Consider the following 16,505-nt stretch of genomic DNA (forward strand, 5'->3'; position numbering starts at 1 on the left):
GAGTGCGCCCGTCCCTCGCGGCGGCAAACTCAGCCGCGCAGCTTGCGAAGCAGCATGTCCACGTCGCGGGCCAGGACGGGGTCATCCGCCTTCAGAGCCTCGATCCGGCGCACCGCATGCAGTACTGTGGTGTGGTCGCGCCCACCAAAGCGTCGGCCGATATCGGGCAGCGACCGCGTAGTGATTTGCTTGGCCAGCCACATCGCCACCTGGCGCGGGCGGGCAATGGCGCGCGCCCTGCGCTCGGACAGTAGGTCCGCCTGCTTCAGGGCGTAGTGTTCGGCCACCACTTTCTGGATGGTGTCGACGGTCACCTTGCGTTCGCTGACTGACAGATGGGGTCGCAGGATCGCTTGGGCCTCGTCCAGGGTCAGGCGAGCGATGTCGCCGCCGACGCGGGCCACCAGAGTATTGAGGGCACCTTCCAACTCGCGGACACTGTCGGTGAAGCGATCAGCCAGGAATTGCAGCACTTCGGCGCGGGCGGCAGGATGGAAGCCACCCTGGCGTGCCAATGTCTGCAGCTTACGTTCCAGAATGCCCAGCCGGAGCATCCGGTCAGCGGGTTCGATCCCGCAGACCAACCCGGCTTGCAAATGAGACCGCAGGCGGGGTTCCATCTCCGACAGTTCATTGGGCGATCGATCGGCCGTGAGCACCACGCGGCGGCCGTCCTCCACCAGCTCTATCAGGGTCTGGAACAGTTCCTCCTGCGTCTGCGTCTTGCCGGCCACGAAATGCACGTCGTCGATAAGGAGTAGGTCTGCGTTGCGAAGCTCTTCCTTGAAGGCCTGGGTCTGCTTGTCCTGAAGCGCCTTTACAAAGGTCGAGGTGAATCGCTCAGCGGACAGGTACACAACCCTCTTGCCGGGCTGGGTGCGCATCGCCTCCCACGCCACAGCATTGAGAAGGTGGGTTTTTCCGAAGCCATAGGGCCCGTGAAAAACGACCGGGTTGAAGTGCCCGTCCGCCCAGGACGCCACCCGCCTCGCCACAGCAAAGGCGAATTCATTCGAAGGCCCTGACACGAAGCTGTCGAAGGCGAAACGTTCCTGGAGGCCCTGCAGGCGGCCCTGGCGAGCGACGACGGGCGCCATGGCGTCGATCTCGACCTCCACGACCTCCGCCGAAACAGCGGCCCTGACGACCGGTGCCGGGGTATTGTCCAGGTCAAGCCGAGATTTCAGATCCAGCCGACGGCCCATAGGGTCATTCTGCGCCCACAGTTCCCCGATACGACGCCAGGCGTTGTTGCGAATCCAGTCGCGGGCCACGCCCGTGGCGGCAACTACGCAAACTTCGTCACCGGATTCCCGAAGCGCGGCCTGGCCGAGCCATGACCCGAACGTCGCGTCGCCCAGTTCACGCCTGAGAACCTGGCAAGTCTTGCTCCACACGGCCGATGCCGGTGCGCTTGCCATGGCTCCCGCAGCCCCCCCACTCGTCATGTCCAGAAACCTCTATCGCGCCCATGGTTGTCGACAAGCCGGGGTCCCGAACCCCCCAACCACGTATCTTGTTCTACAGAAACAGGTTCTCTGGCGGCGGATGCATGTGCTCCGCCGGTGTCCCGGTTGAGGCCGGGATCAGGTCCAAGGCGCCTGTTCGAAGACCGACACTACTGTCGGACGGGGGGGGGTCAACGGTGATTCTTGTGTCCGTCGAGCGAAATTTTCGTTGACATGACGCGGACCCTTTTGGGGCCTAGGGAAAGAGCTTTGTGGTGCCTTCAGCATGCCCCTGGCACTGACAATTTTGACGCACGAGGCCGGCGCGTACCGCCCAAAAAAACAGCGCCCGGAGGGCGCTGTTTATCGAAGGTTCCAATACTGCCGAGGCCCGATGGCCCGCCGGCGCGTCAGTGTCAGGCTGCAGACATTTTCTTGAGCTGTGCGGCAAGGCGAGAGACCTTGCGCGAGCCGGTGTTCTTGTGAACCACGCCCTTGGTGACGGCGCGCATCAGCTCGGACTGAGCCTTCACGAAGGCATCCTTGGCTACGGTGGCGTCGCCTGAGGTCACGGCTTCATCAAACTTGCGCAAGTAGGTCCGAACGCGAGAGCGACGGGCGGTGTTGACTTCGGTGCGGCGAGCGATCTTGCGGACCGCCTTCTTGGAGCCGGGCGTGTTGGCCATTCGGGACTGCTCTCAAAACGGGTAGCACCCGCCGGAGAGCCGGCGGACGAAATTGGAGGCGGGGATATACTGAAAGGGATGGGGGCGGTCAATGGCGCTTGGCGCCCGTTATCTTCCGGTGAATCCGGGCCTCCGCTTGTCGATGAAGGCCGCCATGCCCTCCTTCTGATCCTCAAAGGCAAAGAGCGAGTGGAACAGTCGCCGTTCAACGGCGACGCCGGTGGCGAGGGTGGTGTCGAAAGCGGCGTTCACCAGTTCCTTGTTCATCATAACGGCCAGTGGCGATTGCGACGCGATCTTTGCTGCAGCGGCCAGCGCCTCATCCATCAACTTGTCGGCGGCCACCACGCGTGAAACCAGACCAGCGCGTTCGGCTTCGGCGGCGTCCATCATCCTGGCGGTCAGGATCATGTCCATAGCTTTGGATTTTCCCACAGCGCGCGGCAGGCGCTGGGTGCCGCCTATGCCAGGCATCACGCCAAGATTGATCTCGGGCTGGCCGAACCGCGCGGTCTCTGACGCGATGATGAAATCACATAGCATCGCCAGTTCGCAGCCGCCGCCCAGTGCGAAGCCCGAAACTGCGGCGATGATCGGTTTGCGGAAGCTATCGATCCGCCGGGCAATCGGTCCGAACATGTCGCTGGCAAACATCTCTGCGTAGGACCGATCCGACATCTCTTTGATATCGGCGCCCGCCGCGAAGGCCCGCTCGGAGCCTGTAAGCACCAGGCAGTGGACCATGGTGTCGCTTTCTGCAGCATCGAGCGCCGAGCACAGCTCACCGAGCAACTGGCTGTTCAGAGCATTGAGCGCCTCAGGCCGATTCAGACGGATCAGGGTTACGCCCGCGCTGGGGGTCTCAACGATCAGGGTTTCGTAGGACATGATGGCTCCGTGGGCTGAAGCCGTCCGATTAAGGCCCCGTGACCGAATAGCCAAGGGCGCGCAGACGCGCGGGCACACCGTCCTCGCCGACCAGGTGACCAGCGCCCACCACGACGACTGTGTGGCCCTGGCCCTTCAGCCGTGCGTCCAACTGGCGTGTCCAGGCGGCGTTGCGAAAAGTGACCAGGCGCTTGAAGAGTTCAGGCGATGCTTCGCGCAGGGACATGGTCTCATGGGCCAGTCCCTTAACATCCCCGGCCATCCAGACGTTCAGTAGATCGGTGAAGGTATCCGGATCCGTCTCTATCTCGACCATCGATCCCAGCAGCGAGGCGATCTGGTCGACCATCGGCGTGTCGCTGAACAGCGCGATCTGTTCAGCGGGACTTTCCAGGGCTCGCCGACTGACCGCCGGCGGTACGGCAGCGGCGAGGGTGGCCTCCACGCCGTGTTCTGATGCGGCCCCTACTTTTCCGTAGAGGGCTGCGGCCAGGGCCACTTCGGCGAGCCAGGGTTTCAGGCGATCCAGAGCCTGGGGATTGACGCCAAGGTCGCTCGCGATCTGCACCAGGCGAGCCGCGTCCTTTGGCGTGAGCAGGCCGAACAGGGACTGGCCTGGCGGCAAGGTCCCATTTCGGGCCGCCAGTTGCGCAACTTCCTGTGAGGTCGCCTCATCCACCGGGAGCTCAAACCAGATATCATCGGCGCCCTTCAGCGCCAGATCCAGCGCGGCGGGCCGCCAGCGAAGGTTGGGCGGCAGGACATGAACCGATCCAAACAGCAGCATCTCTGAGTCGGCATCCCGCACGATCCAGACCGGCGGCTCGGCCAGGGCTGGGCCAGCCAACAGGAGCAGACCGGCCAGGACTGCAGCGCGCAGCTTCATCGCTGGCACCTGCGGCAAAAGAAAGTGGACCGTCCTGCCTGAATCTCGCGGCCTATGGTCCCCGTGCAGCCGTCATTGCGACAGCCCTCGCCCTCGCGGTCATAGGTCCGGAAGCTGTGCTGGAAGTAGCCGAGGGCGCCATCGGTCTGGGCGAAGTCGCGCAGGGTCGAACCGCCGGCGGCGATGGCCTCGGCGAGGACTGCCTTGATCTCCGGAACCAATACCGAAAGTCGCGTGGCTGAGACCTGACCGGCCGGCTTGAACGGGGAGATCCGGGCCCGGTTCAGGGCCTCGCATACATAGATGTTGCCAAGTCCGGCCACGGTCCGCTGGTCGAGCAACAAGGTCTTGGGCCCCTGCGTCCGTCCGGCGAAGACCTTCAGCAGGCGGGCTGCATCGAATGCGTCAGAAAGCGGTTCGGGGCCCAGGGCCGCGAACCAGGGATGCTGGTCCAGAGCGGCGGTGCTGATCAGCGCCATGTATCCGAACCGGCGGGGGTCGTAGTAGGTCACCGTACTGCCCGCCTCGGTCTCGAAGACGATGTGGGCGTGTTTCGCGTCCGGCGCTAAAGCGCTGTGGAACTGGCCGGGGCGGCTCTGGCCCTCGGCCCGGCTGATGTCGAAGCGGCCGCTCATGCCCAGATGCATAACCAGGGTTTCGTCCCGATCCAGCCGTCCCAACAGGTACTTGGCCCTGCGATCGAGCCGCAGGATTGTGGCGCCGGTCAGGCGCTGGACGAAATCGGGCGGCAACGGGAACCGCAGGTCGGGGCGTCGCGCCAGAACGCGGGACAGGCGTACGCCCTCCAGAACGGGGGCCAGTCCCCGTCGCACGGTCTCGACTTCAGGTAATTCCGGCATGACGGGCTGGCTTTGCACGGCATTGCTGGCGCGCCAAGAGCTGGGACGCTAAGAGCACGCGCTATGACGGGACCTTCCGCCACCTTCGGCTTCCGCGATGTGGACGCCGCCGAGAAACCCGGCCTGGTGCGCGGGGTCTTTGACCGCGTGGCGGGTCGGTATGATCTGATGAATGATCTGATGAGCGCGGGCGTACATCGCCTGTGGAAGGACGCCACTGCGGCGCGGCTCAACCCGCAGCCGGGCGAAACCATCATCGATTGCGCCGGGGGCACCGGCGATATGGCCCGTCGTTTCGCCCGGCTGGCGCGGCGCGCGCAGCTGCGCCGGGGAGGGGCCGACGCGAAGATATTCGTGATCGACTACAACGCCGAAATGGTCGCCGCCGGACGCGAGCGGGGCGGGATGCCGGAAATCACCTGGTCGGTCGGCGACGCCCAGCGCCTCCCGCTGCCGGACGCGAGTGCAGACGCCTATGTGATCAGCTTCGGGATCCGCAATGTCACCGACATTCCCGGCGCCTTGCGCGAGGCGCGCCGCGTGCTGAAGCCGGGCGGCCGGTTCCTTTGTCTGGAGTTCTCGCGGCCGGTCACCGAGGCCCTGCGCAAAGCCTATGACGCCTACTCCTTTGCTGTGATCCCGGAGATCGGGGCGCGGGTAGTGGGAGACCGGGCTTCCTATCAGTATCTGGTGGAGAGCATCCGGCGATTTCCAGATCAGGCGACTTTTGCGCGCATGATCACCGAGGCCGGGTTCTCGCAAACCAGCTGGACCAACTTCACCGCCGGTGTCGCGGCTCTCCACACCGCGCGGGCGCTATAGCTGCCAATGGCCGCGCTGGGCGCCTACATGCGGCTGTTCGGCGCCGGGTGGATGCTGATCCGCCACGATGCGCTGCTTCCCCGGGAGGGTGACGCCTACTATCCGTCGGCGTTGGGTGCGGTCGCCCGGGGGCTTCGGCTGTTCGCATCGCAGCGCGCGGGGCGACCCGGCGAGCGCATGGCCCGGTCGCTGGAGACGCTGGGACCGGTGGCCATCAAGGTGGGCCAGTTGTTGTCTACCCGCGGCGACATTTTCGGTCCCGTCTTCGCGGAGGACCTGGGTCGACTGAAGGACCGGTTGCCCGCCTTTCCGCTGATTGAGGCGAAGGCAGAGGTCGCGCGCGAACTTGGGCGGCCGGTCGAGGCCGTGTTCGAGACCTTCGGTACGGCTGTGGCGGCCGCATCCCTGGCCCAGGCGCATGACGCCACGCTCCTGGATGGCCGGCGCGTGGCGGTGAAGGTGTTGCGGCCCGGGATTGAGCGTCGCGTCGCGGAGGACTCGGAGGCCCTGGCCCTGGCGGCCCGGCTGATCGCCTTTTGGTGGCCCCTGGCGCGGCGGCTTGAGCCCGAGGCGCTGGCGGCGACCGTGATCCGGGCCACCGAGCTGGAGCTCGACCTGAGGCTTGAGGCGGCGGGCGCTGACGAGCTCGCCGAGGTGATGGCGCGGGATGGCTACATGTCGTCGCCAAAGGTGGTATGGGACGGCGTCGGCAAGCGGTGCCTGACCATGGGCTGGGCGGAGGGCATGGCGCTCTCGGACCCGGCGGCGCTGGCGCAACCGGGACTCGATCGCAAGGCTCTGGCCGACAATCTGACCCGCGCCTTCCTGGCCCAGGCGCTGGATCACGGGGTGTTCCACGCCGATCTGCACGAGGGCAACCTGTTCGCCGCAGCGCCGGATCGCCTCCATGCGGTGGATTTCGGGATCATCGGTAGGCTGGGCGCCCCGGAGCGGCGGTACCTGGCGGAGATCCTCTGGGGGTTTCTGCGGCGGGATTACATGGCCGTGGCCCAGGTCCACTTCGATGCGGGCTATGTGCCCGCCCGTCACAGCGTTGCGGCCTTCGCCCAGGCGCTGCGGGCGGTGGGGGAGCCGGTCTTCGGCCGTACCGCGAACGCCGTCGCCATGAGCCGGGTGCTGACCCAGCTGTTCGAGATCACCGCCCTCTACGAGATGCACCTGCGGCCCGAGCTGGTGCTGCTGCAGAAGACCATGATGACCGTCGAGGGCGTCGCCCGGCGCATCGATCCCGAACACGACATCTGGGCCGCCGCCGAGCCGGTGGTGAAGCGCTGGATCGCGCGGGAGCTGTCGCCCGTCACCCGGATCCAGCGGTTCGCCGGTGAGGCCGAGACCGCGATCCGCAATATCGCCCGGATGGCCCAGGCGCCGGCGGAGGCGCAGCCTGTCGCCAGACCTGCCGGCGGATTGCGCTGGTTTGCGATGGGCGCGGCGGTTGCGGGGGCGGCCTTTCTGCTGGCCGCCCTGCTCTTCTAGAACCGCTCCGCTTCATCCGGATTGATCTGATTAGATAGACAGCCCAATTTCACACAATCAGGGTGAATAGCTGGCTGTGTAATTGTCTATCCAAAGTAGTGTTTAGTTGGAGTACACGTATCAGCTGTCTTCGCGACCTGCGCGCTCGCGGTTTGCGCCGGCGGTCTGGCGGCGACTTTCGCGCGCCTTCTGCTCTTCCCAATAGGCCATGCCGTCGTCGGGCTTGAACATGGTGCGGGGCGCGCCGGCCTTGCTGGCGACCGCAAAGACATTGCCCTTTGGATCGTACATCAGCCGGTCGCCGTTGCGGCGGGCGTAGGTGAGGGTGCCCCGGGGCGGATTGGCCACGAAATTGTGGGCCGTCTGGACGAACTCGCCCACGCTGTCCGCGCCAAAGTCTGCGCCGTTACGGGCGAAGGCGCGCTCGGCGTTCTCTTCGGCCGAATAGCGCCGGCTGGCCGACCACATCGGCTTACCATCCACCAGCCTGACCGCGTCGTTGCGGCGATCCACCTGCGGCGCATCGGCCTCGTCGCCGCCACGGCCCGCGTCGGAGGTGAACGACTGACTGTTCGTCGCCATCTGGGTGCCTGCGGCCTGCTTCTGCGACACGGCCGAAGGGCCGTTGTCACAGCCCGCCAGGAAGAGGCCGGCCGCGGCGGCCAGCAAAACCATTCTCATACCCGCCATGTTTGTTCTCCCGCTGAGGCTGAGCAAGAACAAAAAATGAACACAGACCGCCGGGTTTGTCGAGTCCCCTTTCATGGCTTAAAGCGAAGCCTCCTTTGAAAGGGCGTCTGGCCTTGAGTGAAAAGCGGATTCTCCTGATCGTGGGCGGCGGGATCGCGGCCTACAAGGCGCTGGAGCTGACGCGGCTGTTGCGCAAGGCGGGCATCGGCGTGCGCCCGATCCTCACCCAGGCCGGCGCCCAGTTCGTCACCCCGCTCAGCCTCTCGGCGCTGGCGGAAGACAAGGTCTATTCGGAGCTGTTCTCCCTGACGGATGAGGCCGAGATGGGCCATATCCAGCTTTCCCGTTCCGCCGACCTGGTGGTGGTGGCGCCGGCTACGGCCGACCTGATGGCCAAGGCGGCGCAGGGGCTGGCGGGCGATCTGGCGACGACCACCCTGCTGGCCACCGACAAGCCGGTGCTGATGGCGCCGGCGATGAACGTGCGCATGTGGAACCATCCCGCCACCCGGCGCAATCTGGCGACGCTGAAGGGCGACGGGGTGCGCTTCGTCGGGCCGGACGAGGGGGCCATGGCCTGCGGCGAGTTCGGCCCGGGACGCATGGCCGAGCCTGCCGAGATCTTTGCCGCGATCCAGTCGATGCTGGACGGGGTCGCGCCCGGTCCGCTGGCCGGCAAGCGGGCGATCGTGACGGCTGGGCCCACCGCCGAGCCCATCGATCCGGTCCGCCTGCTCACCAACCGCTCATCCGGCAAGCAGGGCTATGCGATCGCCGCGGCTCTGGCGGAGCTGGGCGCGGATGTGACGCTGGTCAGCGGGCCGACCGCCCTGGCGGCGCCGGCGGGCGTGCGCCGGATCGAGATCGAGACGGCGCGCGAGATGCTGGCGGCCTGCGAGGCGGCCCTGCCCGCCGATATCGCGGTCTGTGTGGCGGCGGTGGCGGACTGGCGACCCGAGGCGGTCGGCGCGGCCAAGATCAAGAAGGGCGCCGACGGTCCGCCTGCCATCGCCCTCGTGGAAAACCCCGATATTCTGGCCGCCCTGTCGAAGGGCGCGCACCGCCCGAAACTGGTGGTGGGCTTCGCCGCCGAGACCGACAACGTCGAGACCCACGCCCAGGCCAAGCTGGCGCGCAAGGGTTGCGACTGGATCGTCGCCAATGATGTGAGCATCGCAGGCACCATGGGCGGCGACGACAACGCCGTGGCCATTGTTTCATCCGCCGGGATCGAGCGCTGGGAACGGGTCCACAAGTCCGAGGTGGCCCGCAAACTGGCCGCGCGCATGGCGGAGGTTTTTCAGTGATGGGCCCGTCAATCCCGATCACCCGGCTGCCCCATGCCGAGGGCCTGCCGCTTCCGGCCTATGAGACCAGCCAGGCGGCCGGCATGGACCTGCGGGCGGCGGTGCCGGACGACGCGCCCCTGACCCTGCACCCCGGCGACCGCTTCGCCGTGCCCACCGGGCTGGCCTTCGCCCTGCCGCAGGGCTTCGAGGGCCAGGTGCGGCCGCGCTCAGGCCTGGCGTTCAAGTCCGGGATCACCTGTCTGAACAGTCCCGGCACCATCGACGCGGACTATCGCGGCGAGGTGAAGGTGATCCTGATCAACCATGGCCCGGAAGACTTCATCATCCGTCGCGGCGACCGCATCGCCCAACTGGTGATCGCCCCGGTGGTGCAGGCCGCGTGGGTCGAGGTCGAGAGCCTGGACGATACAGCGCGCGGCGCGGGCGGGTTTGGATCGACGGGCGGGCGTTAGGCTCCGTACTCAACACCGCTCATCCCGGCGAATGCCGGGACCCAGATCTCAAGGCCGGGAGGCTGACTGGATTGGCTGCGCGGCCATAGAACCCGCCTCAGCGCCATTCCATCTGGGTCCCGGCATTCGCCGGGATGAGCGGAAGTTGTTGACCGTAGACCTGGCCCGAACCTCAGACCGCCCCCCTGACCTCCACGTCTCGCGCCACCACCTCTTCACCGCATGCCGAGCAGGTCTGGACCGGCGTGAAGTCGCAGCCGCAGGTCTTGTGGCGGTGGGTCAGGGGTGGGCCTTCGTCGCCGGCGTAGTGGACGTCGCCCCAGTGGACGATGGCCATCATCACCGGATGCAGGGCCAGGCCCTTGTCCGTCAGGCGGTATTCGTGGCGCACCGGGCGGTCCTGATAGGCTTCGCGACGCAGGACGCCCTCGTCGGTGAGGGTCTTCAGCCGTTCGGCGATGATGCTGCGGGAAATGCCGAGGCGACGCTCGAAGTCCTCGAAACGGCGGATGCCCAGGAAACAGTCGCGCAGGATCATCAGGGTCCAGCGGTCGCCGATCACCGCCACCGAGCGCGCCACCGAACAGCGCTCCTGCGCCAGGTCACTCCACTTCATCGAATTGCTCCGCTTTGACGCAAGGGTCCCATTGACGGGGTTCCAATTCAAGACGAAGTTCATTCGGATTTCGAACGGAGTATCCAGATGCCCGAGACAAAGGGAGCGTGCCTGATCGTGGGTGTGGGCGACGGGCTGGGATCAGCCCTGGCGCGGGCCTTCGCCGCTGAGGGACATGTGGTCTGCATGACGCGTCGGGCGCGCAATCTCGAGGCCTTGCAGGCGCTGGCCGGGTCGATCGCGGCCGATGGCGGCGCCGCTCATGCCTATGGGGTGGATGCGCGGTCCGAGGCGGAGATGACGGATCTGTTTGCGACCATCGAACGCGATATCGGGCCGCTGGAGGTGGTGGTCTTCAACGTCGGGGCGAACGTGCGCTTCGGCATCCGCGAGACCACGACGCGGGTGTTCACCAAGGTCTGGGAGATGGCCTGTTTCTCGGGCTTTCTGGCCGGGCGCGAGGCCGCGCGCGTGATGGCGCCGCGCGGGCGGGGCTCGATCCTGTTCACCGGCGCCACCGCCAGCGTTCGGGGCCGCGACGGCTTCGCCGCCTTCGCCGCCGCCAAGCACGGGCTGAGGGCCGTGGCCCAGAGCATGGCCCGCGAACTGGGGCCGCAGGGTATTCATGTGGCGCATGTGGTGATCGACGGGGCCGTGGACGGCACGTTCACCCGAGAGAACCGCACGGATGTGGAGGGCCTGCTGGCGCGGGACGAGATCCTGAAGCCGGAGGATATCGCCGCCGCCTACGTCAATCTGCACAAACAGCCCCGGTCCGCCTGGACCCATGAACTTGACCTGCGCCCCTGGCGCGAAACCTGGTGAGCCCCTCCATGACCAAGCCCGTCACCATCGATTTCATCTTCGATTTCGGCAGCCCCAATGGCTACCTGGCCCGCAAGGCGCTTGTCGGCGTCGCCGATCGCACGGGCGCGACGGTCCGCCTGATCCCCTGCCTGCTGGGCGGGATCTTCAAGGCCACCAACAATGCCTCGCCGATGGTGAATTTCGGCGGGGTGAAGGGCAAGCTTGCCTATGAGGGCCTGGAAACGCGGCGCTTCATCGAGAAGCACAAGCTCACCGCCTTCAAGCAGAACCCACACTTCCCGGTGAACACGCTGCTGATCATGCGCGGGCTGGTGGCGGCCCGGCGAGCCAGTGTGGAGGAGGCCTATCTCACCGTGGTGCTGGCCGCGATGTGGGAAGAGGGCGAGAAGATGGACGATCCTGAGGTGGTGCTGCGCGTCCTGAAAGCCGGAGGTCTGGATGGCGAGGCCCTGATCGCAGCCACCCAGGACCCCGAGGTCAAGGCCGAACTGGTCGCCAATACCGAAGCCGCGGTCGAACGCGGCGTGTTTGGCATTCCGACCTTCTTCGTGGGCGACGAGATGTTCTTCGGCAAGGAGCGCCTGGGTCAGGTCGAGGACGAAGTCCGGCGGCAGTCGGCCACTACCTGATCCAGAGTGCGGGCAGAGATTTACCGTCAACACTTTCAATCATGTCCGCTCATCCCGGCGAATGCCGGGACCCAGATCTCAAGGCTGGGGGGATGATTGGAGTTGCTGCGCGGACGTAGAACCCGCCTCAACGCCATTCCATCTGGGTCCCGGCATTCGCCGGGATGAGCGGATTTTGGCTTGGACCCTACGCCGGCGGCGGCTGAAAGCCCCGGACGGTCTCGTCGATGGCCTGGGCGACGGCCAGGGTGCGGGCGTCGCCACCGCGCGGGCCGATGAGCTGGGCGCCTACCGGCAGGCCGCCTGCGGTCAGACCCGCCGGGATCGCCGTCGCCGGCAGATGGAGCGTGGTGGCCAGGCTGATCCAGGTGAGCAGGGAGCTGTAGGGGATCGTCTTTCCGTCAGACATGACCAGCGAACGGCGGACGATCGGGCGCGCATCGTGCGGAAAGGCCGGCACCGGCGCGATGGGCGCCAGGATCACGCTCCAGCTGTCGAAGGCCGCGCCGATTTCGTGGCGCAGCCGGGCGCGGACAGCGTCGGCGGCCAGCCACTCACGATGCCGGGCGGTATAGGCCATGACGTTGGCTGCCGGCGACAGCGGTTTGGCGCCGCGAGCCATGGCAAGGCGGGCGAAGGGGCGCGCGAACTCCATGGCGCGAAGGGTCATCGGCGGCAGGTCCTCGGCGATGACGGCGCCCAGCAGGGTCTGGTAGGCGAACAGCAAGGCGCGCATGTCCACCGGGCTGAGTATGGGCTCCACCACCGCGCCGGCGGCGCGAAGCTCGCCCGCAAAAGTCTCCAGCGTCGCGCGCACCTGCGGGTCCAGCGGGCACAGCGGATCGTCGAGCCAGAGTCCGATCCGGACATCCTTCAGGTCGGCCGGAGGCGCGCTAGGCGCCAGCGATCCGGCCTCCAGGGTGGACAGCAGCAGTCGCAGGTCCCGGGCTGACCGCGCCATGGGCCCCACCACATTGAGGTCGCGCTCCGCATAGGATCCGGGATGGGGCGGCACGTGGCCGCGCGGCGAAACCAGCCCCCAGGTCGGCTTGTGGGAATAGACGCCACAGAAGGATGCCGGAACCCGAAGCGAACCCCCGATGTCGGACCCGATCTCGAGCGCGGTGACCCGGGCCGCCAGGGCTGCGGCGGCCCCGCCAGACGATCCGCCCGGCGTACGACTGACGTCCCAGGGATTGTTGGTGGCGCCATAGAGACCGTTGACGCTCTGCCAGTCGGCGGCCATCACCGGCACATTGGTCTTGCCCCAGATCACCGCGCCAGCGCGGCGGGCATGCTGCACGGCGGCGGCGTCGCCGGTCATCCGACGCCGGAACTCAGCCAGCCCGGAGGACGCCGCCATGCCCGCCACGTCGAAGGTGTCCTTCACCGTCATGGGCAGGCCCATCAGCGGACCCAGGATCTCGCCGCGCGAGCGGGCGTCGTCGAGGGCGCGGGCGCGTTCCAGGGCGCGCTCCGGATCGGAGGCGACCACGGCGTTGAGGCGCCCATGGGTCTCGGCATGCCGCGCGAGCGCCGCCTTCAGCAGTTCCGCAGACGAGACCCGGCCCGCCGCGAGTGCGGCCAGCTGGGTCGTGGCGTCCTGGTCGATCAGGCTATCCATCTCAGCGTGTCCGGAAGCCCAGCACGTCCTGCATGTCATAGGCGCCTGACGGTTGGGAAACGGCCCACCGGGCGGCCACGACGGCGCCGCGCGCGAACAGGCTGCGGTCGCGGGCGGAGTGGCTGAGGGTGAGGATCTCCTCGTCGGCGGCGAAGCTGACGCTGTGCTCGCCGATGATGTCCCCGCCGCGCATGACGGAGAAGCCGATCTCGCCTTCAGGCCGGGGGCCGGTCAGGCCGTCGCGCCCGCGTCGGGAGACATCGGACAGGGCCACGCCCCGACCTCTCGCGGCGGCCTCGCCCAGCATCAGGGCGGTGCCCGAGGGCGCGTCGACCTTGCGCCGGTGATGGGCTTCGAACACCTCGATGTCATAGGCGTCGGCGGGCAGGGCCCGGGCCGCCTGACCCACCAGGCCGATCAGCATGTTCACGCCGAGCGAGAAATTGCCCGTGCGCACCACGGCGACACGGCCTGCAGCCTCGTTGATCCGCCGGATGTGGTCTGGCGACAGGCCGGTGGAGCCGATGATCAGCGCGACGCCGCGCCCGGCCGCCTCGGCCGCCAGAGTTGCGGAGGCCTCCGGCGTGGTGAAGTCGATAACCACATCGGCGGCGCCCAGCGCTTCTGCGACAGTGACGAGGCCGTCACCCGCCACTCCCGGCCGGTCAAACCGACCCGCCAGCGCCAGCGCAGGATCAGCGTCAACGATCGCGCGCACAGCCTGGCCCATGCGGCCCAGTGCGCCGGCGATCGCAATTCTCGTGGGACTGGACAGGACTATCTCTCCGATTGGGTGTTGCGCGCCCAGCATCGCGCCCTTGCGCGCCCGGTCAACCACGCAGAGCCTTAAGCCGGGCCTAAAGGTTCCTCGCCGCGAAGCGTTGTCCCTGCCCACGCAGGTCTATAGGTTGTCCACTTGAAGCCGGATTGATGCCCAAAGGGGCGGGGGACGTATGGACCAGGTTGAAAAACGCACCTTCACGGATGAAGAGGCGCTGAATTTTCACCGCTATCCCACCCCGGGCAAGATCGGCATCCAGGCCACCAAGCCGATGTCGACCCAGCGCGACCTCAGCCTCGCCTATTCACCGGGCGTGGCCGTGCCGGTGCTGGCCATCGCGGCCGACCCGGACCTGGCCTACGAATACACCTCCAAGGGCAACCTGGTGGCGGTGATCTCCAACGGCACCGCGATTCTGGGCCTGGGCAATCTGGGTCCGCTGGCGTCCAAGCCGGTGATGGAAGGCAAGGGCGTGCTGTTCAAGCGCTTCGCCGACGTCGACGCCATCGACGTGGAAATGAGCTGCACCGACGTCGACGAGATCATCACGGTGGTGAAGAACATCGGCGTCACCTATGGCGGTATCAATCTGGAGGACATCAAGAGCCCCGACTGCTTCCGCATCGAGACGGAACTTCAGGACCTGCTGGATATCCCTGTCTTTCACGACGACCAGCACGGCACCGCCATCATCTGCTCGGCCGGCCTGATAAACGCCTGCGAGATCACCGGCCGAAAGCTCAGCGATATCAAGGTTGTCCTGAACGGCCCCGGGGCTGCGGGCATCGCCACCCTGGGCTTGATCAAGGCCATGGGCGTCCGCCCGGACAACGTCATCGCCGTCGACCGCAAGGGTGTGCTCTGGCGCGGACGGCCCGAGGATATGAATCAGTGGAAGTCGGCCCACGCCGTCGACACCGACAAGCGCACCCTGGCCGATGCGCTGGCCGGCGCCGACGTCTTTATCGGCGTGTCGGCCAAGGGCGCGTTGACGCCCGAGCTGGTCAAGACCATGGCGCCGCGCCCCATCATCTTCGCCATGGCCAATCCGGACCCCGAGATCACCCCGGAGGAGGTCTACAGCGTCCGCCCCGACGCCATCGTGGCCACGGGCCGCAGCGACTATCCCAACCAGGTCAACAATGTGCTGGCCTTCCCCTACCTGTTCCGCGGCGCGCTGGATGTCCGCGCGCGGCGCGTGAACATGGAAATGAAGATCGCCTGCGCCAATGCGCTGGCCATGCTGGCGCGCGAGGACGTGCCCGATGAGGTGGCCGCCGCCTATCACGGCGTGAAGATGAAGTTCGGCCCGGAATACATCATCCCGACGCCCTTCGATCCGCGTCTCCTGTCCTATATCCCGCCGTTCATCGCCCAGGCGGCCATGGACACCGGCGTGGCGCGCAAGCCCATCGAGGATATGGACGCCTACCGCGCCTCGCTGGCGCGCCGCCTCGACCCCACCGCCGCTTTCTCGCAGAAGCTGCAGGGCGCGGTGCTTTCCGGCCCGCAGAAGACCATCGTCTTCGCCGAGGGCGAGGAGCAGAGCGTGATCCGCGCGGCCTACGCCTTCCAGCAGCAGGGCCTGGGCAAGGCGGTGCTGGTCGGCCGCGAGGACCTCGTCCACGAGAACATGCGCAGCGCCGGCCTGGAGCCAGCCGAAGCCGGCCTTGAGATCGTCAACGCCCGGGTCTCGCCGTGGAATGACGCCTCGGTGGACCTGCTCTATGGCCGCCTGCAACGCGAGGGCTATCTGCGCCGCGACGTCCAGCGGCTGATCAACCAGGACCGCAACGCCTTTGCCGCCGCCATGGTGGCGCTGGGCCATGCCGATGGCATGGTCACCGGCGTCACACGTAACTTCGACCAGGTGCTGGAAGAGGTGCTCAACGTCATCGACCCCGCCGAGGACGGCCGGATCATCGGCATGAGCGTGGTGATGGCCAAGGGCCGCACCCTGTTCATCGCCGACACCAACGTCACCGAAATGCCGGTGGCCGAGGAGCTGGTCGAGATCGCCATCGAGGCCGCCCGCGCCGTCCGCACCCTGGGCTATGAGCCCCGCGTGGCCTTCATGAGCTATTCCACCTTCGGCAACCCGATGGGCGAGCGCTCGGCCCGCGTCCGCGATGCGGTGGCCATGCTGGACGAGATGGAGGGCATCGACTTCGAATATGAGGGCGAGATGCCGCCGGAACTGGCGCTGGAGCCGGAATCCCGCGGCGCCTATCCTTTCATGCGCCTGACCGGCCCGGCCAATGTGTTGATCATGCCGGCGATCCATTCGGCGGCCATCTCAACGCAGCTGATCAAGTCCCTGGGCGGCGCCGAGGTGATCGGCCCGATCCTGCTGGGCCTGGACAAGCCGGTGCAGATCTGCCCGCTGGGCTCGTCGGTCTCGCGGATCCTGCAGATGGCGACGTTCTGCGCCTATGACCGGCCGCTGGTGGAGCTGGATCTCTGAGGTAGGGGTTCTTCCGCTGGCAAT

General features: G+C 66.9%; 16 protein-coding genes. 7 read left to right on the top strand and 9 right to left on the bottom strand.

The features are described from left to right. Positions 1-29: 29 nt before the first annotated feature. The 5 genes from dnaA to mutM form a co-directional block, all read right to left on the bottom strand. Positions 30-1,448 (bottom strand): chromosomal replication initiator protein DnaA, encoded by a 1,419-nt coding sequence (gene dnaA, locus ACIQ42_RS00805; RefSeq protein ID WP_397420327.1) that lies wholly within the window; start codon positions 1,446-1,448, stop codon positions 30-32. Between the two features lie 416 nt (positions 1,449-1,864). Beyond that, positions 1,865-2,134, bottom strand: coding sequence for a 30S ribosomal protein S20 (rpsT, locus tag ACIQ42_RS00810; protein WP_397420328.1), 270 nt, complete (start codon positions 2,132-2,134; stop codon positions 1,865-1,867). A 108-nt stretch (positions 2,135-2,242) separates the two neighbouring features. Beyond that, a complete protein-coding gene (locus tag ACIQ42_RS00815) occupies positions 2,243-3,022 on the bottom strand; it encodes an enoyl-CoA hydratase (RefSeq protein WP_397420329.1) in 780 nt (259 codons plus the stop codon). 28 nt (positions 3,023-3,050) lie between these two features. Continuing rightward, on the bottom strand, positions 3,051-3,908 hold the full coding sequence (locus tag ACIQ42_RS00820; RefSeq protein ID WP_397420330.1) for a TraB/GumN family protein: 858 nt from the start codon (positions 3,906-3,908) through the stop codon (positions 3,051-3,053). Next, entirely contained in the window at positions 3,905-4,768 is an 864-nt protein-coding gene (gene mutM / locus ACIQ42_RS00825) for a bifunctional DNA-formamidopyrimidine glycosylase/DNA-(apurinic or apyrimidinic site) lyase (protein ID WP_397420331.1), read from the bottom strand. Before mutM ends, ACIQ42_RS00820 begins: the two co-directional genes overlap by 4 nt. Positions 4,769-4,831: 63 nt before the next feature. On the opposite strand from mutM, the gene ACIQ42_RS00830 reads away from it, so the two are divergent. Further along, positions 4,832-5,590, top strand: a complete 759-nt coding sequence (locus ACIQ42_RS00830) for a class I SAM-dependent methyltransferase (RefSeq protein ID WP_397420332.1) — start codon at positions 4,832-4,834, stop codon at positions 5,588-5,590. Positions 5,591-5,596: 6 nt separating this feature from the next. Then, entirely contained in the window at positions 5,597-7,087 is a 1,491-nt protein-coding gene (ubiB, locus tag ACIQ42_RS00835; RefSeq protein ID WP_397420333.1) for a 2-polyprenylphenol 6-hydroxylase, read from the top strand. A gap of 120 nt (positions 7,088-7,207) precedes the next feature. Here ubiB and ACIQ42_RS00840 read toward each other — a convergent pair whose 3' ends face one another. After that, the gene (locus ACIQ42_RS00840) at positions 7,208-7,777 is read right to left on the bottom strand and encodes a hypothetical protein (protein WP_397420334.1); all 570 of its coding nucleotides are present in this window, start codon (positions 7,775-7,777) and stop codon (positions 7,208-7,210) included. A 113-nt stretch (positions 7,778-7,890) separates the two neighbouring features. Here ACIQ42_RS00840 and coaBC point away from each other — a divergent pair, with 113 nt between their 5' ends. Continuing rightward, positions 7,891-9,084: a bifunctional phosphopantothenoylcysteine decarboxylase/phosphopantothenate--cysteine ligase CoaBC gene (coaBC, locus tag ACIQ42_RS00845; protein WP_397420335.1), complete on the top strand. Its 1,194-nt coding sequence runs from the start codon at positions 7,891-7,893 to the stop codon at positions 9,082-9,084. Beyond that, complete coding sequence (gene dut, locus ACIQ42_RS00850; RefSeq protein ID WP_397420336.1) at positions 9,084-9,539, top strand: dUTP diphosphatase; 456 nt, start codon at positions 9,084-9,086, stop codon at positions 9,537-9,539. Before coaBC ends, dut begins: the two co-directional genes overlap by 1 nt. Positions 9,540-9,711: 172 nt before the next feature. On the opposite strand, the gene ACIQ42_RS00855 is transcribed toward dut, so the two are convergent. Beyond that, positions 9,712-10,155: a winged helix-turn-helix transcriptional regulator gene (locus ACIQ42_RS00855; protein ID WP_397420337.1), complete on the bottom strand. Its 444-nt coding sequence runs from the start codon at positions 10,153-10,155 to the stop codon at positions 9,712-9,714. An 87-nt stretch (positions 10,156-10,242) separates the two neighbouring features. On the opposite strand from ACIQ42_RS00855, the gene ACIQ42_RS00860 reads away from it, so the two are divergent. Together ACIQ42_RS00860 and ACIQ42_RS00865 are read left to right on the top strand one after the other, a co-directional pair. Next, positions 10,243-10,980, top strand: a complete 738-nt coding sequence (locus ACIQ42_RS00860; protein WP_397420338.1) for an SDR family oxidoreductase — start codon at positions 10,243-10,245, stop codon at positions 10,978-10,980. Between the two features lie 8 nt (positions 10,981-10,988). Then, complete coding sequence (locus tag ACIQ42_RS00865) at positions 10,989-11,612, top strand: 2-hydroxychromene-2-carboxylate isomerase (RefSeq protein WP_397420339.1); 624 nt, start codon at positions 10,989-10,991, stop codon at positions 11,610-11,612. Positions 11,613-11,799: 187 nt separating this feature from the next. Here ACIQ42_RS00865 and ACIQ42_RS00870 read toward each other — a convergent pair whose 3' ends face one another. Then, on the bottom strand, positions 11,800-13,236 hold the full coding sequence (locus tag ACIQ42_RS00870) for an amidase family protein (RefSeq protein WP_397420340.1): 1,437 nt from the start codon (positions 13,234-13,236) through the stop codon (positions 11,800-11,802). A 1-nt stretch (position 13,237) separates the two neighbouring features. Then, positions 13,238-14,011: a 4-hydroxy-tetrahydrodipicolinate reductase gene (gene dapB / locus ACIQ42_RS00875; protein ID WP_397420358.1), complete on the bottom strand. Its 774-nt coding sequence runs from the start codon at positions 14,009-14,011 to the stop codon at positions 13,238-13,240. 178 nt (positions 14,012-14,189) lie between these two features. Here dapB and ACIQ42_RS00880 point away from each other — a divergent pair, with 178 nt between their 5' ends. Further along, positions 14,190-16,481, top strand: coding sequence for an NADP-dependent malic enzyme (locus tag ACIQ42_RS00880; protein WP_397420341.1), 2,292 nt, complete (start codon positions 14,190-14,192; stop codon positions 16,479-16,481). Positions 16,482-16,505: the final 24 nt, after the last annotated feature.

Origin of the sequence: Phenylobacterium sp., from assembly GCF_044372605.1 — a bacterium.
GTDB lineage: Bacteria > Pseudomonadota > Alphaproteobacteria > Caulobacterales > Caulobacteraceae > Phenylobacterium.